The organism is Enterobacter cloacae complex sp. BZL2005 (genome assembly GCF_049238885.1).
Classification (GTDB): Bacteria; Pseudomonadota; Gammaproteobacteria; order Enterobacterales; family Enterobacteriaceae; genus Enterobacter; species Enterobacter roggenkampii.
Window position 1 is genome coordinate 163123 of the sequence record NZ_JBMKGI010000006.1, and the last position, 23028, is coordinate 186150.

21 protein-coding genes, 1 other RNA gene and 1 pseudogene are annotated in these 23028 nt (G+C 56.7%); 17 read left to right on the forward strand and 6 right to left on the reverse strand.

Annotated features, from left to right (window positions below; translation table 11 throughout):
* Positions 1-114 precede the first annotated feature (114 nt).
* The 5 genes from lon to ACOTXI_RS13340 all read left to right on the forward strand — a co-directional run bounded on the left by lon (position 115) and on the right by ACOTXI_RS13340 (position 6063).
* A complete protein-coding gene (gene lon / locus ACOTXI_RS13320) occupies positions 115-2469 on the forward strand; it encodes an endopeptidase La (protein WP_008503315.1) in 2355 nt (784 codons plus the stop codon).
* Between the two features lie 210 nt (positions 2470-2679).
* Positions 2680-2952: a nucleoid-associated protein HU-beta gene (gene hupB / locus ACOTXI_RS13325; RefSeq protein ID WP_002444653.1), complete on the forward strand. Its 273-nt coding sequence runs from the start codon at positions 2680-2682 to the stop codon at positions 2950-2952.
* 212 nt (positions 2953-3164) lie between these two features.
* Entirely contained in the window at positions 3165-5036 is a 1872-nt protein-coding gene (gene ppiD, locus ACOTXI_RS13330) for a peptidylprolyl isomerase (RefSeq protein WP_023326792.1), read from the forward strand.
* A gap of 148 nt (positions 5037-5184) precedes the next feature.
* Complete coding sequence (locus ACOTXI_RS13335; RefSeq protein WP_025912626.1) at positions 5185-5565, forward strand: helix-hairpin-helix domain-containing protein; 381 nt, start codon at positions 5185-5187, stop codon at positions 5563-5565.
* A 99-nt stretch (positions 5566-5664) separates the two neighbouring features.
* Positions 5665-6063 carry a YbgC/FadM family acyl-CoA thioesterase gene (locus ACOTXI_RS13340; RefSeq protein ID WP_021241651.1) on the forward strand — a complete coding sequence of 133 codons (399 nt, stop codon included), beginning with the start codon at positions 5665-5667 and terminating at the stop codon, positions 6061-6063.
* 61 nt (positions 6064-6124) lie between these two features.
* On the opposite strand, the gene queC is transcribed toward ACOTXI_RS13340, so the two are convergent.
* Positions 6125-6820 (reverse strand): 7-cyano-7-deazaguanine synthase QueC, encoded by a 696-nt coding sequence (gene queC, locus ACOTXI_RS13345; RefSeq protein WP_008503311.1) that lies wholly within the window; start codon positions 6818-6820, stop codon positions 6125-6127.
* 66 nt (positions 6821-6886) lie between these two features.
* Positions 6887-8587 (reverse strand): SgrR family transcriptional regulator, encoded by a 1701-nt coding sequence (locus tag ACOTXI_RS13350; RefSeq protein WP_058655068.1) that lies wholly within the window; start codon positions 8585-8587, stop codon positions 6887-6889.
* A gap of 101 nt (positions 8588-8688) precedes the next feature.
* Between ACOTXI_RS13350 and cof the strand changes: the two genes are divergently transcribed.
* Positions 8689-9507 (forward strand): HMP-PP phosphatase, encoded by an 819-nt coding sequence (gene cof, locus ACOTXI_RS13355; protein ID WP_058655067.1) that lies wholly within the window; start codon positions 8689-8691, stop codon positions 9505-9507.
* Between the two features lie 40 nt (positions 9508-9547).
* Here cof and ACOTXI_RS13360 read toward each other — a convergent pair whose 3' ends face one another.
* On the reverse strand, positions 9548-10594 hold the full coding sequence (locus tag ACOTXI_RS13360) for a PLP-dependent cysteine synthase family protein (protein ID WP_008503308.1): 1047 nt from the start codon (positions 10592-10594) through the stop codon (positions 9548-9550).
* A 115-nt stretch (positions 10595-10709) separates the two neighbouring features.
* Between ACOTXI_RS13360 and ACOTXI_RS13365 the strand changes: the two genes are divergently transcribed.
* The 5 genes from ACOTXI_RS13365 (at position 10710) to amtB (ending at position 16629) form a co-directional block, all read left to right on the forward strand.
* Positions 10710-11168 (forward strand): Lrp/AsnC family transcriptional regulator, encoded by a 459-nt coding sequence (locus ACOTXI_RS13365; protein ID WP_008503307.1) that lies wholly within the window; start codon positions 10710-10712, stop codon positions 11166-11168.
* Between the two features lie 30 nt (positions 11169-11198).
* A complete protein-coding gene (locus ACOTXI_RS13370; RefSeq protein WP_008503306.1) occupies positions 11199-12971 on the forward strand; it encodes a SmdA family multidrug ABC transporter permease/ATP-binding protein in 1773 nt (590 codons plus the stop codon).
* The gene (locus ACOTXI_RS13375; protein WP_008503305.1) at positions 12964-14745 is read left to right on the forward strand and encodes a SmdB family multidrug efflux ABC transporter permease/ATP-binding protein; all 1782 of its coding nucleotides are present in this window, start codon (positions 12964-12966) and stop codon (positions 14743-14745) included. Before ACOTXI_RS13370 ends, ACOTXI_RS13375 begins: the two co-directional genes overlap by 8 nt.
* 220 nt (positions 14746-14965) lie before the next feature.
* Complete coding sequence (gene glnK / locus ACOTXI_RS13380) at positions 14966-15304, forward strand: P-II family nitrogen regulator (RefSeq protein WP_008503304.1); 339 nt, start codon at positions 14966-14968, stop codon at positions 15302-15304.
* A gap of 35 nt (positions 15305-15339) precedes the next feature.
* Positions 15340-16629, forward strand: a complete 1290-nt coding sequence (gene amtB, locus ACOTXI_RS13385) for an ammonium transporter AmtB (RefSeq protein ID WP_008503303.1) — start codon at positions 15340-15342, stop codon at positions 16627-16629.
* 95 nt (positions 16630-16724) lie between these two features.
* Here the strand turns inward: amtB and tesB are convergent, their stop codons facing one another.
* Positions 16725-17585: an acyl-CoA thioesterase II gene (gene tesB / locus ACOTXI_RS13390; RefSeq protein ID WP_008503302.1), complete on the reverse strand. Its 861-nt coding sequence runs from the start codon at positions 17583-17585 to the stop codon at positions 16725-16727.
* 203 nt (positions 17586-17788) lie between these two features.
* On the opposite strand from tesB, the gene ACOTXI_RS13395 reads away from it, so the two are divergent.
* Positions 17789-18316: a YbaY family lipoprotein gene (locus ACOTXI_RS13395; RefSeq protein ID WP_008503301.1), complete on the forward strand. Its 528-nt coding sequence runs from the start codon at positions 17789-17791 to the stop codon at positions 18314-18316.
* A 32-nt stretch (positions 18317-18348) separates the two neighbouring features.
* On the opposite strand, the pseudogene ACOTXI_RS13400 reads toward ACOTXI_RS13395, so the two are convergent.
* Positions 18349-18746, reverse strand: a pseudogene (locus ACOTXI_RS13400) (MGMT family protein).
* Between the two features lie 84 nt (positions 18747-18830).
* Between ACOTXI_RS13400 and ffs the strand changes: the two are divergent.
* From ffs to ACOTXI_RS13415, 3 genes are all read left to right on the forward strand, one after another.
* Positions 18831-18927: signal recognition particle sRNA small type (gene ffs / locus ACOTXI_RS13405), an RNA gene on the forward strand.
* A 262-nt stretch (positions 18928-19189) separates the two neighbouring features.
* On the forward strand, positions 19190-19441 hold the full coding sequence (locus ACOTXI_RS13410) for a hypothetical protein (RefSeq protein ID WP_021241644.1): 252 nt from the start codon (positions 19190-19192) through the stop codon (positions 19439-19441).
* Complete coding sequence (locus ACOTXI_RS13415) at positions 19438-19653, forward strand: hypothetical protein (protein WP_008503298.1); 216 nt, start codon at positions 19438-19440, stop codon at positions 19651-19653. The genes ACOTXI_RS13410 and ACOTXI_RS13415 overlap by 4 nt, the downstream gene beginning before the upstream one ends.
* Before the next feature lie 83 nt (positions 19654-19736).
* On the opposite strand, the gene ACOTXI_RS13420 is transcribed toward ACOTXI_RS13415, so the two are convergent.
* Complete coding sequence (locus ACOTXI_RS13420; RefSeq protein WP_058655066.1) at positions 19737-21158, reverse strand: PLP-dependent aminotransferase family protein; 1422 nt, start codon at positions 21156-21158, stop codon at positions 19737-19739.
* An 86-nt stretch (positions 21159-21244) separates the two neighbouring features.
* On the opposite strand from ACOTXI_RS13420, the gene ACOTXI_RS13425 reads away from it, so the two are divergent.
* Together ACOTXI_RS13425 and ACOTXI_RS13430 are read left to right on the forward strand one after the other, a co-directional pair.
* Complete coding sequence (locus tag ACOTXI_RS13425) at positions 21245-21856, forward strand: YczE/YyaS/YitT family protein (protein WP_021241642.1); 612 nt, start codon at positions 21245-21247, stop codon at positions 21854-21856.
* A 78-nt stretch (positions 21857-21934) separates the two neighbouring features.
* Entirely contained in the window at positions 21935-23005 is a 1071-nt protein-coding gene (locus ACOTXI_RS13430) for a LacI family DNA-binding transcriptional regulator (RefSeq protein WP_058655065.1), read from the forward strand.
* Positions 23006-23028: the final 23 nt, after the last annotated feature.

Below are 23028 nucleotides of genomic sequence, written 5' to 3' on the forward strand. Positions count from 1 at the left end.
CATAGCGTTGAATGTGTGGGAAACATCCCCATATACTGGATACATGTTAATGGTTATGTGAAGCACAGTGACATGACCAGCTTACCTGGCGGACACTAACTAAGAGAGAGCTCTATGAATCCTGAGCGTTCTGAACGCATTGAAATCCCCGTATTGCCGTTGCGCGATGTGGTGGTTTATCCGCACATGGTCATACCCTTATTTGTAGGGCGGGAAAAATCTATCCGTTGCCTCGAAGCCGCTATGGATCATGATAAAAAAATCATGCTGGTGGCGCAGAAAGAAGCATCAACGGATGAGCCGGGTGTAAACGATCTTTTCACCGTCGGGACCGTGGCCTCTATTTTGCAGATGCTGAAGCTGCCTGACGGCACCGTGAAGGTGCTGGTAGAAGGCCTGCAGCGTGCGCGTATTACCACTCTGTCAGACGACGGCGAACACTTCTCTGCGAAGGCAGAGTACCTTGATTCGCCTGAACTTGATGAGCGCGAACAGGAAGTGCTGGTGCGCACCGCGATTAGCCAGTTTGAAGGCTATATCAAGCTGAACAAGAAAATCCCACCAGAAGTGCTGACGTCGCTGAACAGTATCGACGATCCTGCACGTCTGGCGGACACCATCGCTGCCCATATGCCGCTGAAGCTGGCTGACAAACAGTCCGTGCTGGAAATGTCCGACGTTAACGAACGTCTGGAATACCTGATGGCGATGATGGAGTCTGAAATCGATCTGCTGCAGGTTGAGAAGCGCATTCGCAACCGCGTCAAAAAGCAGATGGAGAAATCTCAGCGTGAGTACTATCTGAATGAGCAAATGAAGGCCATTCAGAAAGAGCTGGGCGAGATGGACGATGCGCCGGACGAAAACGAAGCGCTGAAGCGCAAGATCGATGCGGCGAAGATGCCGAAAGAGGCGAAAGAGAAAGCGGAAGCAGAACTGCAGAAGCTGAAAATGATGTCTCCGATGTCGGCTGAAGCGACCGTGGTTCGCGGCTACATTGAGTGGATGGTACAGGTTCCTTGGAACGCCCGCAGCAAGGTCAAAAAAGACCTGCGTCAGGCGCAGGAGATCCTGGATACCGACCACTACGGCCTGGAACGTGTGAAAGACCGCATTCTTGAGTACCTTGCGGTACAGAGCCGTGTGAATAAAATTAAAGGCCCGATTCTGTGCCTGGTAGGACCGCCGGGGGTGGGTAAAACCTCTCTGGGTCAGTCCATCGCCAAAGCGACCGGACGCAAGTATATCCGTATGGCGCTGGGCGGCGTACGCGATGAAGCGGAAATCCGCGGTCACCGCCGTACCTACATCGGTTCTATGCCGGGTAAACTGATCCAGAAGATGGCGAAAGTGGGCGTTAAAAACCCGCTGTTCCTGCTCGATGAGATCGACAAAATGTCGTCGGACATGCGTGGTGACCCTGCGTCTGCGCTGCTGGAAGTACTTGATCCAGAACAGAACGTGGCGTTCAGCGATCACTACCTGGAAGTGGACTACGACCTGAGCGACGTGATGTTCGTGGCGACGTCGAACTCCATGAATATTCCAGCGCCGCTGCTGGACCGTATGGAAGTGATCCGTCTCTCCGGCTATACCGAAGACGAGAAGCTGAACATCGCGAAACAGCACCTGCTGCCGAAACAGATTGAGCGTAACGCGCTGAAAGCCAACGAGCTGACCGTCGAGGACAGCGCGATTATTGGCATCATCCGCTACTATACCCGTGAAGCGGGCGTGCGTAGCCTTGAGCGTGAAATCTCTAAACTGTGCCGTAAGGCGGTGAAACAGCTGCTGCTGGATAAGAGCCTGAAACACATCACGATTAATGGTGATAACCTGCATGCCTATCTCGGCGTTCAGCGCTTCGACTATGGTCGCGCGGATAACGAAAACCGCGTTGGCCAGGTGACCGGTCTGGCATGGACGGAAGTGGGCGGCGATTTGCTGACCATCGAAACCGCTTGTGTACCGGGTAAAGGCAAGCTGACCTATACCGGCTCGCTGGGTGAAGTGATGCAGGAGTCCATTCAGGCGGCGCTGACCGTGGTGCGCGCGCGCGCGGAGAAACTGGGTATCAACCCGGATTTCTACGAAAAACGCGACATCCACGTACACGTACCTGAAGGGGCGACGCCGAAAGATGGTCCAAGCGCGGGTATTGCCATGTGTACCGCTCTGGTTTCTTGCCTGACAGGTAACCCGGTGCGTGCTGATGTGGCAATGACCGGTGAAATCACCCTGCGCGGTCAGGTTCTGCCAATCGGTGGCTTAAAAGAAAAACTGCTGGCGGCGCATCGTGGTGGGATCAAAACCGTATTGATCCCTTACGAAAACAAACGCGATCTGGAAGAGATTCCGGACAACGTGATTGCCGACCTGCAGATCCATCCTGTTAAGCGGATTGAGGAAGTACTTAGTCTCGCATTGCAGAATGAACCGTCCGGAATGCAGGTTGTAACCGCAAAATAGTGACCTCGCGCAAAGAGCGTCAATAAAAACAAGGCTGGTAAGTCATTTCGCACTTGCCAGCCTTTTTTTGTATAGCTAATTTAGATTGCTGATTAGGTCAGCCATCAACAACGGGTGTTGTAAGGTCATGGCAGGCCTGATATAACTGCTGCGCGGTCGCGTTGTGAAGGATTCAGGCGCGATATAAATTATAAAGAGAGGAAGAGAACAGTGAATAAATCTCAACTGATTGACAAAATTGCTGCTGGTGCTGATATTTCTAAAGCTGCAGCTGGACGTGCGTTAGATGCATTAATTGCTTCTGTTACTGAATCTCTGCAGGCTGGGGACGACGTTGCACTGGTAGGCTTCGGTACTTTTGCTGTTAAAGAGCGTGCTGCCCGTACTGGCCGCAACCCTCAGACCGGTAAAGAGATCACCATTGCTGCCGCTAAAGTGCCGGGTTTCCGTGCAGGTAAAGCGCTGAAAGACGCAGTAAACTGATTGCTTTCCCGTTTCAGGGAAGCCGGATAGTACAAGGGCGCATCTTTTGATGTGCCTTTTTTGTTTGTCCAGACCTGATTTGTGCGAGTTTATGCGAGTTGTGGGCTGACAATCGCCCCGTTTTCTTGTCACAATACGACTTTACGCGCGACGGGCAGGATTTTCCGTCAGCGTCAGGTAACCAGTCACCTACAGCGGAGTGTTGTTACACCATGATGGACAGCTTACGCACGGCTGCTAACAGTCTCGTGCTCAAGATTATTTTCGGTATCATTATCGTGTCGTTCATATTGACCGGCGTGAGCAGTTACCTTATTGGCGGTGGCGCGAACTATGCCGCAAAAGTGAATGGCCAGGAGATCAGCCGCGGCCAGTTCGAGAATGCTTTTGCCGGTGAACGTAACCGTATGCAGCAACAGCTGGGCGACCAATTCTCTGAACTGGCAGCAAACGAAGGGTATATGAAGACCCTGCGTCAGCAGACGCTGAACCGTCTTATCGACGAAGCGCTGCTGGATCAGTATGCCAAAAAACTCGGCCTTGGCATTAGCGATGAGCAGGTGAAAAAAGCCATCTTCTCCACGCAAGCCTTCCAGTCTAACGGTAAATTCGACAACGCGCGTTACAACAGCATCGTCAACCAGATGGGGATGACGGCCGATCAGTACGCGCAGGCGCTGCGTAACCAACTGACCACCCAGCAGCTCATCAATGCCGTTGTTGGCACCGATTTCATGCTCAAAGGCGAAACGGATGAACTGGCTGCGCTGGTGGCGCAGCAGCGCGTTGTACGTGAAGCGACCATTGATGTTAACGCCCTGGCGGCGAAACAGCAGGTGAGCGACGCTGATATTAACGCCTGGTACGAGCAGAACAAGAATACCTTTGTTTCTCCAGAACAGTTCCGCGTGAGCTACATCAAGCTGGATGCGGCTGCGCTACAGGAAAGCGCGTCTGACGCGGAAATCCAGTCTTACTACGACCAGCATCAGGATCAGTTCACACAGCCGCAGCGTAACCGCTACAGCGTGATTCAGACCAAAACCGAGGCGGATGCCAAAGCGGTACTGGATGAGCTGAACAAAGGCGCTGATTTTGCGACCGTCGCGAAAGCGAAATCCACCGACATTATCTCTGCGAAAAACGGCGGCGATATGGGCTGGCTGGAAGACGCGACCACGCCGGACGAGCTGAAAAATGCCGGTCTGAAAGAGAAAGGCCAACTGTCTGGCGTCATTAAATCATCCGTAGGTTTCCTGGTCGTGCGTCTGGACGACATCACCGCGGCGAAAACCAAGCCGCTGGCTGAGGTTCGTGACGATATCGCGGCAAAAGTGAAGCAGGAAAAAGCGCTGGATGCCTACTATGCGCTGCAGCAGAAAGTGAGTGATGCTGCCAGCAACGACAACGAATCTCTGGCGGGTGCCGAGCAGGCGGCTGGGGTGAAAGCGGTTGAGACGGGCTGGTTTGGTCGTGACAACCTGCCGGAAGAGCTGAACTTCAAACCGGTTTCTGATGCCATCTTCAACGGTGGTCTGGTTGGTGAGAACGGCACGCCGGGCAGTAACTCAGACATCATTACCGTCGATGGCGATCGTGCGTTTGTGTTGCGCGTCAGCGAGCACAAGCCAGAAGCGGTCAAACCGCTGGCGGAAGTGAAGGATCAGGTCGTCGCTCAGGTTAAGCACAACAAAGCGGAACAGCAGGCGAAACTGGATGCTGAGAAGATTCTGGCCGATCTGAAAGCGGGTAAACAGGACGCGCTGAAAGCGGCTGGCCTGAGCTTCGGTGAAGCGAAAACGCTGAGCCGTACCGGTCAGGACCCTATCAGCCAGGCCGCGTTTGGCCTGACTCTGCCGGCGAAAGACAAGCCAAGCTTCGGCACCACTACCGATATGCAGGGTAACGTCGTTCTGCTGGCGCTGGATGAAGTGAAAGCCGGCACTCTGCCAGACGCGCAGAAGAAGGCGATGGTCCAGGGGATTACCCAGAACAATGCCCAGATTGCCTTCGAAGCCATGATGAGCAACTTGCGTAAAGAGGCCAAAATTAAGCTGGGCGATATCATTACTCAGCAGCAATAATTACGTATCTGCTCGCAGATTTTCGCAACGCTCTGCAATAATTAAAGGCCGCTTTCGCGGCCTTTTCCATTTCTGCACTCTGCTGTTTGTGCCTCTTTTATCGGGCGGCTATCGTGACGTGGCTGTCTACAAACAAGGAGATAACAGCATGAAATGTGGAATCAAAGCACTGTTTATTACGCTGGCTATTGCCACCACCGGGCTGAGCGCGGGCGCACTGGCGGCGACACCTGCCGCTAAACCACAGGCGGTACAGAGTAAGACCGACGCCGCAGCGCCGGGGCAGGGGCAAACCAAAGCGGCTGACGTTGGTAAAAACGTGGATGATGACGGTACGCGAGTCAGCATCAATTCGGCCTCTGCGGAAGAGCTGGCCCGCGTGATGAATGGCGTCGGGCTGAAAAAAGCGCAGGCCATCGTAAGCTATCGTGAAGAGTATGGTCCTTTCAAAACGGTCGACGATCTCAAGCAGGTTCCGGGCATGGGGAGCGCGCTGGTTGAGCGCAACCTCGCACACCTGACGTTGTAATCTCACAATTACTTGCACAGCGGCAAAATTTTGCCAGGATAAAGAGGTCATACCAGTTATGACCTCTCATCCTACAATAACAGTAAAGGCTATTGCGCTATGCAGACAAAAATAAAAGTACGCGGTTTTCACCTCGACGTTTACCAGCATGTGAACAATGCCCGCTACCTGGAGTTTCTTGAGGAAGCGCGCTGGGACGGGCTGGAAAACAGCGAAAGCTTTCAGTGGATGACCGCGCACAACATCGCGTTCGTGGTCGTCAATATTAATATCAACTACCGTCGCCCTGCCGTGTTGGGCGATGTGCTCACGGTGACCAGCCAGGTGCAGCAGATCAATGGCAAAAGCGGCGTGTTAAGCCAGGTGGTTACGCTCGATCCGGAAGGGCAGGTGGTGGCTGATGCGTTGATCACCTTTGTCTGTATCGATCTGAAAACGCAGAAAGCGCTGCCGCTGGAAGGGGAATTGCGCGAAAAGCTGGAACTGATGATCGTGTAACACAGGTTCAGGCTTACCCGTGCTGTCGACACCTGTTATGCGACAGCACGGTCAGGTCGCTCTATTTAAGCCCGGTTTTTTTCTGCATTGCGGCCATCACGCCGGCTTTATCGGCAAGATAGTGGTTCAGCCCGTTAGCGCGCAGATTACAGGCGGCGCACTGGCCGCAACCGTCGCCTTTAATGCCGTTGTAGCAGGTGAGGGTTTCGCTGCGAACCAGGTCCAGCTTGCCCCAGTAGTCGGCCAGCGCCCAGGTTTCGGCTTTATCCAGCCACATCAGCGGGGTTTCAAAGCGCGTCTCTTTCGCCATCCCCAGATTGACGGCGTGATTTAACGCCTTCACGAACTCATCACGACAGTCCGGGTAGCCGGAGAAGTCTGTTTCACACACGCCCGTGATCACCGCTTCGGCTTTTACCTGGTAGGCATAAATTGCCGTCAGGGTGAGGAACAGAATATTGCGGCCCGGCACGAAGGTATTCGGAATGCCGCTGGCATCGGGTTCGTAGTCCGGGACGGGAATACTGTCCCGGGTGAGGCTACTCACGGCCAGTTCATTTAACAGCGTAACGTCCAGCACCTTATGCGCGCGTGCCCCCAGTTTCAGGGCCAGTTCACGGGCAACGTCGATCTCAGCGCGATGTCGCTGACCATAATCGAAAGTGACACAGTGAACCTCATCGTACTGATGAAGAGCCTGGACCAGGCAGGTAGTAGAGTCTTGTCCTCCGCTGAACACGACGACGGCACGTTTCATAAATCATCTCGACTGTTACGGTAAAAACGTTATGTTACCGTCTGCCTGTGGCGGCGACCAGCTTCTTCACGATTTGGGGGCGGGCAGCCAGGCTTCGGTAAAATCAAACCAGCCGCGGGTGTTGAGGCGAATCCCATTCACGCCCGGCGGCGCGCTGATCTGATACTGATAATTAAAGAGCGGCGTCAGCACCGCATTTTCCATTAATCGGCTAAAAATGGCCTTCAGGCCCGCGTGCCGATCCCGAGCTTCGGCCTGAGTCTGTACCGCATCCAGCGTGGCTTGCAAATGGGCGTACGCCGGTGCGCTTAACACGTGTGGCCAAAGCGTATCGCAGCGCAGCCACTGCTCAAGCGTATACGCTGGCGCTTCGCCAATCAGCCTGTCGCCCATCATGATGTCTGCTTCGGCAAGCTGCTGGCATCCGTCCCACGTCTTGGCGTCATGAAAGATGACGGTCAGCTCACAACCCTGTAGCGCCAGGTACGTCTTCAACTGGCTGGCCATGGTGTGAAGCTCAACGGGAAGATGGTAAACCAGCGTCAGTGCTTCAGGCAGGGCAACATCGGTTAAATCAGTCCATTCGGGGATTGTCCAGCCGGGAAGCAGTTCCCCGGTGGGGGTGATGAGCCCTTCGTTTAGCGGAAGCGTGTGGAGAAGCCTGGAGTGATGAATGATATTAATCAGCCGCTTTGCCTGGTTCTCACTCAGGCGTGCGCTCTGTTTTAGCGTGAGGTAACAGAACCCCTGGCTGGTGCTGCTGCTTACCAGCCGCAGACTTTCCAGCTCGTCGGCCTCACCAATCGCGATTTGCACCGGGTGACGGCAGCTGGTACCCAATCTGTGATCAAAAAGCTGGGGTGTGATCCAGTATTCGATGGCTTTGAGCAGCGGATGGCTCAGGTGGTACTGCTCATGGCTTTCCAGACGAACCAGGTCGGGTTCAAAGGCGACCAGCCGAAAGGGGCCGCTGCCAATCGTCGAATGGTCGGGATGCGCCAGACGGCTACAGTAGGTCGCCAGCCTGTGCGGCAGCCAGTAATCCGGATGATGTAGCGTAAACGTCAGGCACTGCGGATGCGTTGTTTCGATACAGAGGACGCTCTGGAACAGGGTGCGCAGGGCGGGAAGCGTCAACAGCGCGGTCAGGCTCCGCTGGAGATGCGCCGTTTCAATTTTATCGCCGTTATGCCAGTGCAGCGTGGAGCGAATGTAGAAATGCCAGCGCAGTCCATCATCCGACACATCCCAGTGATGCGCCAGATCGCCCGTCGGCTCACTGCTGTTGCCGTGAAATCGCGTCAAACCTGAGAAGACTTGCCCTGCCAGATGCTGCTCTGCCCGACCCGGTAAAAAGCCCGGCTGAAGCGGCTCCAGTGAGCGGTAGTAGGGGATGCGCAGCGTCGGCGTGTCGTTTTGCCACTGCCCACCCAAAAACGGGTGCAGCAGCGCACGCAAATCTTCGGGAGCAAGCTGCGCCAGCTCGAGGGCGTTATGCTGCTGCCCGCTTTTTAGCGCTTCTTCCATCATCGTATTGCGCAGTGATTCCGGAGTGACGTGAAACGTCAGCGCACCGCGCCTTCCACGCCCGGATTGCGCGCGCCAGGTCAGCCAGCCCGCCTCCTGGGCCTGACGCAGCAGAGTACGGACATGTCGCTCGCTACAAAAGCAGCGGCTGGCAAGTTCATTTACGGTTACCTGCTGCGGCGCGCCAGCGGAAGGTTGCCACAGGCGTTGATACTGGTTAAGACGGTTAAGCTGGCGCATAAGAAACCCGGAACAATAATTCTCATCTATTCACTATTACTTCCGTATATCTCACACGATACTGATGCACAAGTTAACCGCATCACATTTCGGGAGTAATCATGGCTCGGCTCGCTGCATTTGATATGGACGGTACGCTGTTAATGCCGGATCACCGTTTAGGGGAGAAAACCCTGAACACGCTGAAGCGCCTGCACGAGCGTAATGTCACCCTGACGTTTGCCACCGGGCGTCATGTTCTGGAAATGCGCCATTTGCTGGGCGCGTTTGCCCTCGATGCCTTTCTGATCACCGGCAACGGGACGCGAATTCACTCTGTAGAAGGCGATGTGCTGTACCGACAGGATCTCAACCCGGAAGTGGCGGATATCGTGCTGCACAGTACCTGGGACACGCAGGCCAGCATCCACGTCTTTAACGATCGGGGCTGGTTTACCGGAAGCGACATCCCGGAATTATTGCACGCACATGTGTATAGCGGTTTTAAATACCAGCTTATCGATCTGCGTCGGATCCCCGCCCATGCGGTGACCAAGATCTGCTTCTGCGGCGATCACGACGATCTCTGTCGCTTACGGATCCAACTGAATGAGGCGCTGGGCGACCGGGCGCACCTGACCTTCTCGGCGGTGGATTGCCTGGAAGTGCTGCCGGTGGGCTGTAACAAAGGTTCCGCTCTGGCGGTGCTGAGCGACCACCTGGGATTAACGCTGCAGGAGTGCATGGCGTTCGGTGACGCCATGAACGACCGCGAAATGCTGGGTAGCGTAGGTCGCGGTCTGATCATGGGGAATGCGATGGCGCAGCTGAAAGCAGAACTTCCCCATCTGCCGGTTATCGGTCACTGCCGTAATGAAGCAGTGTCCCATTTTTTGACGCATTGGCTGGACAACAACAACCTCACATATTCCCCCGAATAGTGAGACCCTTCCAGCAAGCCAGGCTTCGGTCTGGCTTTTTTTATTTCAGCAGTTGAGCAATCTGCGCCTTCCAGGGGGCGATATCACCGATGTTGGCCTGCACCCACTCCGCATTGTAGTAGGTCTCGAGATAACGCTCGCCGCTGTCGCACAGCAGCGTGACGATGGAACCGGTGCGTCCCGCTTCGCGCATACGTGCGGCAAGCTGCAGCGCGCCCCACATATTGGTGCCCGTCGAGGCGCCCACTTTGCGGCCCAGCTGCGTTTCCAGCCAGTGCGCCGTTGCCACGCTGGCGGCATCCGGCACGCGCATCATCTCGTCCACAACGTCGGGGATGAAAGAGGGCTCAACGCGCGGACGGCCAATCCCTTCAATCTTACTCCCCACCGGGCTGCGCAGACCGGCATCGCGGTTTTGCCAGTAGTCGAGGAACACGGAGTTCTGCGGGTCAACTACCATCAGCTGGGTATCGTAACCCTGACAGCGGATGTAGCGTCCGATCGTGGCTGACGTGCCGCCGGTACCGGCGCTCATCACAATGTAGGACGGAACCGGATGCGGTTCGTGGGTCATCTGGCGGAAGATACTGTCGGCAATGTTGTTATTCCCGCGCCAGTCCGTCGCGCGCTCGGCGAAGGTGAACTGGTCCATATAGTGGCCGTTCAGCTCACGGGCCAGCATTTCAGAGGCGGCGTAGATTTCGCAGGCGCTTTCCACAAAGTGGCAGCGACCGCCGTAAAATTCGATCTGTTCGATTTTGCGTTTTGCGGTGCAGGAGGGCATCACCGCAATAAACGGCAGGCCCAGCAGGCGGGCGAAATAGGCTTCGGACACCGCCGTTGAACCGGAAGAGGATTCAATGATGGTGGTGCCTTCTTTAATCCAGCCGTTACATAAACCGTATAAAAACAGCGAGCGCGCCAGGCGATGCTTCAGGCTGCCGGTAGGATGAGTGCTTTCATCTTTCAGATAGAGCTGAATGCCGTCAAATCCCGGCAGGGAAAGGCGAATCAGGTGCGTATCCGCCGAGCGCTGATAGTCGGCATTGATTTCGCTGATCGCATGTTTAACCCAGGTGCTATTCATCGTCGTTATCCGTTTGTCATTTTGTGCCTAGCATAGCGAAAAGCACAGAAAAAATTGTTGCTATCTGGCCTTTAAAATAGAATTAAGGGAGAAAAATTTTCTCTGTGAGGTGGGTATGCTAGATAAAATTGACCGCAAGCTCCTTTCATTGCTGCAAAGTGACTGTACCCTCTCTTTGCAGGCGCTGGCAGATGCCGTTAATCTGACCACCACCCCGTGCTGGAAGCGGCTTAAGAAGCTGGAAGATGACGGTATTCTTCTGGGGCGCGTCGCGCTGTTAGATCCTGAAAAACTGGGGCTTGGGTTGACGGCATTTGTGCTGATAAAAACCCAGCATCACAGCAGCGAGTGGTATTGCCGCTTCGTTACCCAGGTGTCTGAGATGCCCGAAGTGCTCGGTTTCTGGCGTATGGCCGGCGAGTACGATTACCTGATGCGCGTCCAGGTGGCCGACATGAAGCGTTATGATGACTTCTACAAGCGGCTGGTGAACAGCGTGCCGGGGTTATCGGACGTCACCTCAAGCTTCGCTATGGAACAGATTAAATACACCACAGCATTACCCATTGAATAACTTCGTAAAATACCTTCAGGAACAAACCGCGTGCGATTATTTGCCCAATTAAGCTGGTACTTTCGTCGGGAGTGGCAACGCTACCTCGGTGCAGTCGCCCTGCTTATTATCATTGCTATCCTGCAGCTGATCCCGCCGAAAGTGGTGGGCTACGTCGTGGATGGCGTCACCGAACAGCATTACACCACCGCACGGGTGTTGATGTGGGTTGGCACGCTGGTGCTGACGGCGGTCATTGTTTATCTGCTGCGCTACGTCTGGCGCGTGCTGCTGTTTGGTGCGTCCTATCAGCTGGCCGTTGAGCTGCGTGAAGATTTTTATCGCCAGCTGAGTCGACAGCATCCCGAATTTTATCTGCGCCATCGCACCGGGGATCTTATCGCGCGCGCGACTAACGACGTCGATCGCGTGGTCTTTGCCGCCGGGGAAGGGGTGCTGACGCTGGTGGACTCGCTGGTAATGGGCTGCGCGGTGCTGATCGTCATGTCAACGCAGATCAGCTGGCAGCTGACCCTGCTGGCGCTGCTGCCGATGCCGCTCATGGCGCTGGCGATCAATCGCTACGGCGAACAGCTGCACGAGCGCTTCAAGCTGGCGCAGGCGGCGTTTTCGTCGCTGAACGATCGCACCCAGGAGAGCATGACCAGCATCCGCATGATTAAAGCGTTTGGTCTGGAAGACCGGCAGTCCGCGCTGTTTGCCGCCGATGCGGCCGACACGGGGGCGAAAAACATGCGCGTCGCGCGTATTGACGCGCGATTTGATCCAACGATTTATATCGCAATTGGCATGGCAAATATGCTGGCGATTGGCGGCGGTAGCTGGATGGTGGTGCAGGGCACGCTCACCCTGGGCCAGTTGACCAGCTTTGCCATGTATCTGGGGCTGATGATCTGGCCGATGCTGGCGCTGGCCTGGATGTTTAACATCGTGGAGCGCGGCAGCGCCGCCTACAGCCGTATTCGCGCCATGCTGGCCGAAGCGCCGGTGGTCAATGACGGCAGCGAAGCGTTGCCGGAAGGACGCGGCGTCATGAAAGTCGACGTCCGCAAGTTTATCTATCCGCAAACGGAACATCCGGTGCTGGAGAACGTCAGTTTTACCCTTCAGCCGGGCCAGATGCTCGGCATCTGCGGCCCGACGGGATCCGGTAAAAGCACCGTGCTGTCGCTGCTCCAGCGCCACTTTGACGTCACCGAGGGCGATATTCGCTTCCATGATATTCCGCTCACCAGCCTGCTGCTGGATGAGTGGCGTGGTCGCCTGGCGGTTGTCAGCCAGACGCCGTTTCTTTTTTCTGACACCGTGGCGAACAACATCGCGCTTGGTTGCCCGGCAGCAACGCAGGAAGAGATCGAGCATGTGGCGCGTTTAGCCAGCGTACATGATGATATTTTGCGCCTGCCGCAGGGCTACGACACCGAAGTCGGGGAACGCGGCGTCATGCTGTCCGGCGGGCAAAAACAGCGTATCTCCATTGCCCGCGCGCTGCTGCTCAATGCCGAGATCCTGATTCTGGACGATGCGCTCTCCGCCGTGGACGGCCGTACCGAGCATCAGATCCTGCATAACCTGCGCCAGTGGGGCGACGGACGCACGATAATTATCAGTGCCCACCGTTTGTCAGCGCTCACCGAAGCCAGCGAAATTCTGGTTTTGCAGCACGGCCATATTGCCCAGCGCGGGCAGCATGACGCGCTGGCAGAGCAGCCGGGCTGGTATCGCGATATGTACCGTTATCAGCAGCTTGAGGCGGCGCTGGATGATGCGCCGGAGCAGGATGAGGAGGCCGCCAATGCGTAAGCTCGGAACGATGTGGCCGACGCTCAAACGTCTGCTGGCCTACGGCTCGCCGTGGCGTAAACCGCTCTCCGTTGCTGTGCTTTTACTCTGGATTGCGGCGATTGCCGAAGTGAGCGGGCCGCTGCTCATCAGCTACTTCATCGACAATATGGTCGCCAAAAGCTACCTGCCGCTCGGGCTGGTGGCGGGATTAGGCGTGGCCTACGTTGGCTTACAGCTGACGGCGGCAGGATTGCACTATGCGCAGTCGCTGCTGTTTAACCGTGCAGCCGTAGGCGTGGTTCAGCAGTTGCGTACCGATGTGATGGACGCGGCGCTTCGCCAGCCGCTCAGCGAATTTGATACCCAGCCGGTCGGGCAGGTGATTTCGCGCGTGACCAACGATACCGAGGTGATCCGCGATCTGTATGTCACCGTGGTGGCAACCGTGCTGCGCAGCGCGGCGCTGATTGGCGCGATGCTGGTGGCGATGTTCAGCCTCGACTGGCGCATGGCGCTGGTGGCGATCACCATCTTCCCGGCGGTGCTGATCGTCATGGTGATTTACCAGCGTTACAGCACGCCAATTGTGCGCCGGGTGCGCGCCTATCTGGCCGATATCAACGATGGCTTCAACGAAGTGATCAACGGCATGAGCGTCATCCAGCAGTTCCGCCAGCAGGCGCGCTTTGGCGAGCGCATGGGCGAAGCCAGCCGTTCGCACTATATGGCGCGTATGCAGACGCTGCGCCTGGACGGTTTCCTGCTGAGACCGCTGCTGAGCCTGTTCTCGGCGCTGGTGCTTTGCGGGCTGCTGATGCTCTTTGGCCTGAGCGCAAACGGTACGATTGAAGTGGGCGTGCTGTACGCTTTCATTAGCTATCTGGGACGCCTTAACGAGCCGCTGATCGAACTCACTACGCAGCAATCGATGCTGCAACAGGCGGTTGTCGCCGGTGAGCGCGTCTTTGAGCTGATGGACAGGCCGCGCCAGGCCTACGGCAATGACGAGCGACCTCTGCAAAGCGGGGCTATCACCTTTGATAACGTCTCGTTTGCCTATCGCGAAGACCGTCTGGTGCTGCAGGACATTACGCTCGATGTGCCGTCACGCGGTTTCGTCGCGCTGGTGGGCCATACCGGCAGCGGTAAAAGCACGCTCGCCAGCCTGCTGATGGGCTACTATCCGGTCACGCAAGGCGAAATCCGCCTCGACGGACGCCCGCTCGCGTCGCTCAGCCACACGGTGTTACGCAAAGGCGTTGCGATGGTGCAGCAGGATCCGGTCGTGCTGGCCGATACCTTCTACGCCAACGTAACCCTGGGACGGGACTATTCAGAAGCGCAGGTTTGGGCGGTACTGGAAACGGTGCAGCTGGCAGAGCTGGCGCGCGGGTTTAGCGACGGGATCAACACCAAGCTGGGCGAGCAGGGCAACAACCTCTCCGTGGGGCAAAAACAGCTCCTGGCGCTGGCGCGCGTCCTGATTGAAACGCCGCAGGTGCTGATTCTGGACGAAGCCACGGCCAGCATAGATTCTGGAACCGAGCAGGCGATTCAGCAGGCGCTGGCCGCCGTACGCGACCATACGACGCTGGTGGTGATTGCTCACCGGCTCTCCACCATCGTCGACGCGGACACGATTCTGGTGCTGCATCGCGGACAGGCCGTGGAGCGCGGTACGCACCGCGAGCTGCTGGAAGCACAAGGGCGCTACTGGCAGATGTACCAGCTGCAGCTGGCGGGCGAAGAGCTGGCCGCCAGCGTGCGTGATGAAGAGTCCCTTAGCGCCTGATGCACTAAAATGAGGCGCCGCGCTAACAGTCATTCCTGTTGGTGCAAAACTGAAACGCACCCTGCACCGGCATGGTGCGTTTTTTTTCACCGGTTCATTTATCAGAACCGTGTAACGCACATCGCACCGCGATTCCCTCACGTTTTCATTTCTGGCACATCCCTTGCAATACCTTCCGCGTAAGCTGCGGCCATTACCGAATTCTGACTGGAGGGGATCTATGAAGCTGGTTACGGTTGTAATCAAACCATTCAAACTCGAAGACGTGCGTGAAGCATTGTCTTCAATGGGTATTCAGGGACTGACTGTCACCGAAGTGAAAGGCTTTGGTCGTCAGAAGGGTCATGCCGAGCTTTATCGCGGGGCGGAATACAGCGTTAACTTTCTGCCAAAAGTAAAAATTGATGTCGCGATTGCTGACGATCAGCTTGATGAAGTCATTGATGTCATTAGCAAAGCGGCCTACACCGGCAAAATTGGCGACGGCAAAATTTTCGTTGCCGAACTGCAGCGCGTCATTCGCATCCGTACCGGCGAATCTGACGAAGCGGCACTGTAATTAACGCCTGGCACACAGTGATAGGGATCGAGAAAATGAAGATAGCAACACTTAAAACGGGTCTGGGTTCGCTGGCGCTGCTGCCGGGCCTGGCGCTGGCTGCTGCCCCTGCGGTGGCCGACAAAGCCGATAACGCCTTTATGATGATCAGCACCGCGCTGGTGCTGTTTATGTCCATTCCGGGCATTGCGCTGTTCTACGGCGGTCTGATCCGTGGCAAAAACGTTCTCTCCATGCTGACGCAGGTTGCCGTGACGTTTGCACTGGTCTGCGTGCTTTGGGTGGTTTACGGTTACTCTCTGGCGTTCGGCACGGGTAACGCGTTCTTTGGTAACTTCGACTGGGTGATGCTGAAAAACATTGAACTGACCGCGCTGATGGGCAGCTTCTATCAGTATATTCACGTGGCGTTCCAGGGCTCGTTCGCCTGCATTACCGTCGGGCTGATTGTGGGCGCGCTCGCCGAGCGCATTCGTTTCTCTGCGGTCCTGATCTTCGTGGTGGTCTGGCTGACGCTCTCCTATGTGCCGATTGCGCACATGGTCTGGGGCGGTGGTCTGCTGGCCACGCACGGCGCGCTGGACTTCGCGGGCGGTACCGTTGTCCACATTAACGCCGCGGTCGCGGGTCTGGTGGGCGCTTATCTGATTGGCAAACGCGTGGGCTTCGGTAAAGAGGCGTTCAAACCGCACAACCTGCCGATGGTCTTTACCGGTACTGCGATCCTCTACTTTGGCTGGTTTGGCTTCAACGCCGGCTCAGCAAGTGCGGCCAACGAAATCGCCGCGCTGGCCTTCGTGAACACCGTTGTGGCCACGGCGGGTGCAATCCTCTCCTGGGTGTTTGGCGAGTGGGCGGTGCGCGGTAAACCTTCCCTGCTGGGGGCCTGTTCAGGTGCGATTGCCGGTCTGGTTGGTATCACCCCTGCGTGTGGTTATGTCGGTGTCGGTGGTGCGCTGCTGGTCGGCCTGGTGTCGGGTCTGGCGGGTCTGTGGGGCGTCACCGCACTGAAACGAGTTCTGCGCGTGGATGACCCTTGCGATGTGTTCGGCGTGCACGGCGTGTGCGGGATTGTCGGCTGTATCATGACCGGTATCTTCGCGGCGAAATCGCTCGGTGGCGTGGGCTACGCAGAAGGCGTCACTATGGTTCATCAGGTGCTGGTGCAGCTGGAAAGCATCGCTATCACCGTGGTGTGGTCTGCGGTCGTCGCTTTCATCGGCTACAAGCTGGCGGACATGACGGTCGGCCTGCGCGTACCGGAAGAGCAGGAGCGCGAAGGTCTGGATGTGAACAGCCACGGCGAGAATGCGTATAACGCATGATCTGAGTGTCTTGCCGGGTGGCGGCTTCGCCTTACCCGGCCTACAACAGCACAAAACGTAGGCCCGGTAAGCGTCGCGCCACCGGGCTTTTTACATCAACCTCTGTTACGCATCACCCCTTCCTGCACCGTTGAAGCGACCAGCACGCCGTCCTGAGTATAAAACTCCCCACGTACAAACCCGCGGGCGCTGGATGCCGACGTACTCTCCACGCTGTAGAGCAGCCACTCGTTCATGTTGAAGGGACGGTGGAACCACATCGAGTGATCGATCGTCGCGACCTGCATCCCTTTTTCGAGGAAGCCGACGCCGTGCGGCTGCAGCGCCACCGGCAGGAAGTTGAAGTCAGACGCATAGCCTAGCAGATACTGATGGACGCGGAAATCTTCCGGCACGCTGCCGTTGGCGCGGATCCACACCTGACGCTTTGGCTCGGCGGTGTGGCCCTTCATCGGGTTGTGGAACTCGACGGGGCGGATCTCAAGCGGCTTATCGCAGAGAAACTTCTCTTTAACCTGCGGCGGCAGCAGATGCGCCAATGCGCGAGCGATATCCGTTTCCGATTTGAGATCGTCCGGCGAGGGGGCAGGGGGCATGACTTTCTGATGCTCATAACCCGGCTCCGGCGCCTGGAAAGAGGCGGTCATGTAAAAGATCGGCTTACCGTTCTGGATGGCCGCGACGCGGCGCGCGCTGAAGCTGTTGCCGTCTCGCAGAACTTCAACGTCATACACGATGGGTTTCGCGCTATCGCCAGGGCGTAAAAAGTAGCTGTGGAATGAATGCACCAGACGGTCTGCCGGGACAGTCTCCTTTGCAGCGTACAGCGCTTGTCCAACGACTTGCCCACCGAAGACCTGGCGTAAGCCTAAATCTTCGCTCTGTCCGCGAAAGAGTCCTTCCTCAATTTTTTCCAGATTCAGTAATGTCAGCAGATTGTTCAGTGCCTGACTCATAGTTGTCCTCAATAAACGCCGTAGCGAAAGATAGGCAGAGTATAACGCAGAAATGAAAGTGGTCCGATGGGTAGAATAATCTGAATATCGGGATGATTTCAGGCATTAATCAGTGAGTTGTGCCACACTTAAAAACGTTATGTGATTGAAACGACATCGGATGGGATCGATCCCGCTGGTGCATTGATGATAAGGAGACTTCAATGAAACTCGTGCCTATGCTAAGTGGTGTAGCGATTGCGGTGGCGTTGTCCGCCTGTGCCGGTAAGAGCGCCCAGGTGCCAGTGCCAGCAGCTGACCCGAACGGGATTAATACCCTTTCGCAGCAGTCCATTCAGCAGCCTAACGTTTCCGGTACCATCTGGATTAAACAGAAAGTTGCGTTGCCGCCGGATGCGGTATTAACGGTGACGCTGTCTGATGCTTCCCTGGCCGACGCGCCGTCGAAAGTCGTGGCCCAGCGTGCCGTCCGTACTGAAGGCAAGCAGGCGCCGTTTAGCTTCGTGTTGCCGTATAACCCGTCGGACGTGCAGCCTAATGCCCGTATTCTGCTGAGCGCAGCGGTCACCATCAACGGTAAGCTGGTGTTTATCACCGATACGGTCCAGGAAGCGATTAACAACGGTGGAACCAAAATCGACCTGAACCTGGTGCCAGTACAGCAGACCGAAGTGCCGGTCGCACCGCAAACCAATCAGCCGTCTCTGCCAACCCCACCGACGCAGATGTAATAGGGTTATTCCCCTCTCCTTCGGGAGAGGGGTCAGTACACCCACCGGTACTTCTGTAAATCGATCTGACCCGACCCTGACACCTGCACCCCTTCTGAAAGTAACGCCTGACGCTGCCGCTGGAGATCCGGCCCGGTGAGTGAGATGGCGCCATGACGGTTCACCACTCGATGCCAGGGCAACGTACTGCCTTCCGGCAGCCGTTTCAGGACGCCTCCAACCTGTCGCGCCGCGCGCGGGGAACCGGCCAGGCGCGCGACATCACCATAGGTGGTGACATAGCCTTCCGGGATTGAAGCCACGATTTGCCATACGCGCTGTGGAAAAGAGTCCTGCTCGTCCATACCTTCACCTGCGGGGAGTTTCTGGAGAGCCATGGTAAACGAAGATCGCCATGAAAGCTGCGCCTGTTTGCGCAAGAAACCAGCATCCGGTTCCTGGCGGCTTGCAATTGGGCCTTCGCACAGGGATAATGCGCCAGCGCGTTGGTTATCAACGCTCTCAATGGGGGCTCTATTGGTTCTCCCGCAACGCTACTCTGTTCACCAGGTCAGGTCCGGAAGGAAGCAGCCAGGGCAGACGACGTGTGTGCCGGGATGTAGCTGGCAGGGCCCCCACCCATTTCTGAGCCTCTGCGTTCTTCCCTGATTTTTTCCTCTTCCCTGGACGTTATTCCCTAATAAGATTATGCCTATAGCATGTAATATATATTTCATCGCGTTGAAATATTATTGTCATAAACTTGTAATAATAGTCGGGCATTTTATCGTTGGCCGTCTATTTTCTGGCATAACTCAAAAAAATATATATCTGGATAACATTGTTAACTTCGTGTATTAAATAAAGTACTTATTCCGAAGGGAAGTGATAAACATGGCTACAGCGGTATTAAACGTTAAGATTGATGACGCGCTAAAAGAAAGGCTTCGCCACTATGCGGAAGTGAATAACGAGAATTTAAGCGTGACGACAGAGAAACTGCTGCTGCTGGCGTTCGAGGCAGTAGAAGAGGCGGGAGTATCGGAAGAGGATATTGATAATCAGCATACGGAAGAAGAGAATGTTTCTCCATTTACTCCTAAAGAAATCAAGGCTCTACGTAAACTTCTGAAGAAGAGAAAATGAAACAACAACTGTCTACTGCCAGTGACTACAAAGAGGCCTGCGATTTGTTGCGTTCAGGCTACGTGAAGCATGTACGTCTTGGCTGGAATGTCGGAAGTGATGAGTTCTTTCGTATTGCGTCTGACTGGTGTGATACTGGCGCAAAAATAAAGAAAGACGGTGAAAACTTCGTTATTTCACTGAAAGGGTTTCCTATTCCTGCTCAGCATTAATTCCGGACTGGTGAAAACTGCTGACTGTATCCATGACAGTCAGCAGTTTTTATTTTTTATGATCGGCTTCAAACTTTTTGCTATTAAATCACGCTGCGTTTAACGGCTGGCACGTTTTTATTCAGGGCGAGCCATAACGGTTTAATCCTCAGCAGCGCCTGTTCAAGCTCTGTCGGCTCGAGCGAAAAGGGCATCCGCAAATAGCGGTCAAACGCACCCGATAAACCAAACCGCGTACCGGTCCCCAGATTAATCCCCAGAATCTCAGCCCGCGCGGCAAGCTGCGTCGCCAGCATACCGGGGAGCTCAATCCAGTATGAGAGCCCGCCCTCTGCTTCATGGAATGTCCACTCCGGGAAATGTTCACGCAGCAGTTCACCGCATCGATCGCGTCGTTCCGCCAGCATTTTGCGGCGTGCGGGTAGAAAAGTCTCGCTGTTGTTGATGAGCCACAGCGCCGCCAGCTGTTCCAGCAGCGGCGAGCCTAAATCCAGCGTATCGCGCGTCTGGGCAAGCGTGGCGATCGTGCGCGAGGACGCGCGGATCCAGCCGAGACGCAGCCCGCCCCAGAAGCTTTTTCCGGCAGAACCTAAGGTGATGACGGTGGCCTGCGGGTTAAAGGAGGCCAGCGGGGGCGGAGGAGGGGCGTCAAACCAGAGATCCACCATCGTTTCATCCACCACCAGCGTCGTACGGGTTTGCGCAGCTATATCGGTAATGGCCTGACGGGTCGCGACATCCATGCAGCGCCCGGTGGGGTTATGAAAATCAGGCATCAGGTACGCCAGGCGCGGCGCGGTCTGGGCAAGCGTGGCGGCGAAACCGTCCGTATCCCAGCCCGTTTCCGGCAGCGACACCCCCACGGGCCGACACTGCGCGCCCTGAATGGCGGCAATCGCCAGCGGATAGGTGGGGTGATCGACCACGACGCGATCTCCCGGCCCGGTCATCATCCGCAGGACCAGCGCGAAGCCGCTGACGGCGCCATTGACCACCATCACTTCGTCCGCGCGGGTGGGAAGGCCCCGCGCGGTGTAGCGCGCAGCGATGGCCTCCCGCAGCGTCGGGAGCCCTAGCTGATCGTAACCCGTCAGCGCGAGGTGCTGCGTAATGGCCGTGAGCGCGTGGGTATACGCCTGGTGGATTTCCGGCCCGGCATTGAGGGCGGCAGTGGAGAGATCCAGTGCGGCACTCGCCGCGGAAAGCGTGGGAACGGCGCGCGTATCCGGGAGGATCACGCGTGACCCGCTGCCGTGGCGGCTTTCAAGATATCCCTCCTCGCGCAGATGGGCGAGGGCGCTGCTGATGGTGGTCCGGCTCACGTCCAGCGCCGTGGCCAGCTCGCGCTCCCCCGGTAGCCGTGTATTCAATGCCAGACGTCCGTCAAGGATTAACGGGCGCAGCGCATCGGCCAGCTGCCGCCAGAGCGGCGTGCGGGATGAGGTTTGCTGCCAGTGGCCTAAAAGGCGTACCAGCGACTGGCTTCCGAAGCGACGTGACGACATATGCAGTCCACTATTTGAAAACTGGACATTAATCATAGTGCCATTTTAGGCCAGGATGAAAGCCTGGTTCACTGGAGAAGATAAAAATGGTACGTCGTCTGCTACAACTCTATGTCGGTTTAGGACTGTATGGCCTGTCCACCGCGATGTTTATTCGTTCCGATTTGGGTGTCGATCCCTGGGATGTTTTTCACCTTGGGGTGGGGATACAGCTGGGGATGACTATCGGAACGGTGATCATTTTAACCGGTGCTGCGGTGCTGCTGCTGTGGATCCCCCTGCGCCAGATGCCGGGCCTGGGCACCATCAGCAACGTGATTTGTATCGGTCTGGCGGCGGATGCCAGCATGGCGCTGATCCCGGAACTGGACTCGTTACCTGTGCGCATCGCTTTCCTGGTGTCGGGCATCGTGATGAACGCGATTGCGACCAGCATGTACATCGGCGCCGGTTTTGGGCCAGGCCCGCGCGACGGCCTGATGACCGGCATTCATGCCCGGCTGGGATGGTCCATTCGCAGCGTGCGTACCTCCATTGAGGTGTCCGTCCTGCTGATTGGGTGCGTGCTTGGCGGCACGTTTGGGGTGGGGACGGTAGTGTACGCCCTGACCATTGGCCCACTTATCCAGCTCTGTCTGCCCTGGTTCCGCCAGAAGCCGAGCGTTGCTGAAATCGCGCAGCCGGAGCGGGTTGTTTAATTTTGCGAAGCGCTCACATGTTTTAACGGCGTCGCTGTGCCACAATAATGGGCCCCGACTCACGCGATGCCACAATGCATGAAAGCTATCACTCTCTATGATGTCGCCCTCCTTGCGGGGGTTTCTTATCAGACCGTCTCTCGCGTCATTAACGACGCGGAGCATGTCTCTGTCCGTACCCGGGAAAAGGTGCAGCAGGCGATGGCGGAGCTGCACTACGTGCCTAACCTGCGGGCACAGCAGCTGGCGGGTAAACGCACCCGCACGCTGGGACTCATCACCACCGATCTGGCCCTGCATGCGCCCTCGCAAATTGTGTCGGCGGTAAAATCCCGCGCGGCGGAACAGGGGGCGAGCGTCCTTATCTCCATGGTGGAGCAACCGCAGCAGTGTCAGGCCGCGCTTCAGGCGCTGCTGGCACAGCGGGTGGACGCGCTGCTGGTGAATGTTCCGCTTGATGATGAACACGCCGAACAGCTGAGGGCGCTGGCGTCGCCCGTTCCGGTGCTTTTTCTTGATGTCTCGCCTTCAGCACAGGTAAACAGCCTCGTATTTAACGCCGGGCAGGGCGCGCATCTGGGCGTTGAGCATCTGCTGTCGCTGGGGCATCAGCATATTGCTCTGCTGAGCGGGCCGGAAAGCTCGGTCTCTGCTCGGGCGCGTCTGGCGGGATGGAAAGCCGCTCTGGCCCGCGCGGGGCATGACGCCGCTGCGGTGGCCTACGGAGACTGGAGCGCGGCCAGCGGTTATGAGAAAGGACATGTGCTGCTGTCGGGTACCGCATTGCCGGATGCCATTCTGGTGGCGAACGATCAAATGGCGCTGGGGGTAATGCGCGCCTGCGCGGAAAAGGGGATCGCGATTCCAGGTCAGATGTCGGTGGTCGGGTTCGACGATACGGCTGACAGCGCCTGGTTTTCCCCGCCGCTGACGACCATTCGCCAGGCATTTCGCGAGGCGGGCGAGCGCAGCGTGGAGTGGCTGCTGGCCCCCACCGAAGGCGAGACGTGCTGGCAGGTTCAGCTGCCGGTGACGCTGGTTACCCGCCATTCCAGCGCGCGTCGTGCGCCGCAGCAGGCCGAACGCGAGGATCTGGCGAAGCAGCTCAGAAGCCTGGCTCTCCTGGCCGAGCAGCTTGTCCGCAAATAAGACTTTTGTGATCGGACTCGCTA

Excerpts from the sequence above, each read along its gene's own strand:
- ACOTXI_RS13425 (WP_021241642.1), top strand. The coding sequence starts at position 21,245 with ATGGTACGTCGTCTGCTACAACTCTATGTCGGTTTAGGACTGTATGGC.
- ACOTXI_RS13335 (WP_025912626.1), top strand. The coding sequence starts at position 5,185 with ATGAAATGTGGAATCAAAGCACTGTTTATTACGCTGGCTATTGCCACC.
- ACOTXI_RS13415 (WP_008503298.1), top strand. The coding sequence starts at position 19,438 with ATGAAACAACAACTGTCTACTGCCAGTGACTACAAAGAGGCCTGCGAT.
- ACOTXI_RS13340 (WP_021241651.1), top strand. The coding sequence starts at position 5,665 with ATGCAGACAAAAATAAAAGTACGCGGTTTTCACCTCGACGTTTACCAG.
- queC (WP_008503311.1), bottom strand. The coding sequence starts at position 6,820 with ATGAAACGTGCCGTCGTCGTGTTCAGCGGAGGACAAGACTCTACTACC.
- amtB (WP_008503303.1), top strand. The coding sequence starts at position 15,340 with ATGAAGATAGCAACACTTAAAACGGGTCTGGGTTCGCTGGCGCTGCTG.
- lon (WP_008503315.1), top strand. The coding sequence starts at position 115 with ATGAATCCTGAGCGTTCTGAACGCATTGAAATCCCCGTATTGCCGTTG.
- ACOTXI_RS13365 (WP_008503307.1), top strand. The coding sequence starts at position 10,710 with ATGCTAGATAAAATTGACCGCAAGCTCCTTTCATTGCTGCAAAGTGAC.
- cof (WP_058655067.1), top strand. The coding sequence starts at position 8,689 with ATGGCTCGGCTCGCTGCATTTGATATGGACGGTACGCTGTTAATGCCG.
- ACOTXI_RS13420 (WP_058655066.1), bottom strand. The coding sequence starts at position 21,158 with ATGTCGTCACGTCGCTTCGGAAGCCAGTCGCTGGTACGCCTTTTAGGC.
- ACOTXI_RS13375 (WP_008503305.1), top strand. The coding sequence starts at position 12,964 with ATGCGTAAGCTCGGAACGATGTGGCCGACGCTCAAACGTCTGCTGGCC.
- ACOTXI_RS13430 (WP_058655065.1), top strand. The coding sequence starts at position 21,935 with ATGAAAGCTATCACTCTCTATGATGTCGCCCTCCTTGCGGGGGTTTCT.
- ACOTXI_RS13360 (WP_008503308.1), bottom strand. The coding sequence starts at position 10,594 with ATGAATAGCACCTGGGTTAAACATGCGATCAGCGAAATCAATGCCGAC.
- ACOTXI_RS13395 (WP_008503301.1), top strand. The coding sequence starts at position 17,789 with ATGAAACTCGTGCCTATGCTAAGTGGTGTAGCGATTGCGGTGGCGTTG.
- ACOTXI_RS13350 (WP_058655068.1), bottom strand. The coding sequence starts at position 8,587 with ATGCGCCAGCTTAACCGTCTTAACCAGTATCAACGCCTGTGGCAACCT.
- tesB (WP_008503302.1), bottom strand. The coding sequence starts at position 17,585 with ATGAGTCAGGCACTGAACAATCTGCTGACATTACTGAATCTGGAAAAA.
- glnK (WP_008503304.1), top strand. The coding sequence starts at position 14,966 with ATGAAGCTGGTTACGGTTGTAATCAAACCATTCAAACTCGAAGACGTG.
- ppiD (WP_023326792.1), top strand. The coding sequence starts at position 3,165 with ATGATGGACAGCTTACGCACGGCTGCTAACAGTCTCGTGCTCAAGATT.
- ACOTXI_RS13410 (WP_021241644.1), top strand. The coding sequence starts at position 19,190 with ATGGCTACAGCGGTATTAAACGTTAAGATTGATGACGCGCTAAAAGAA.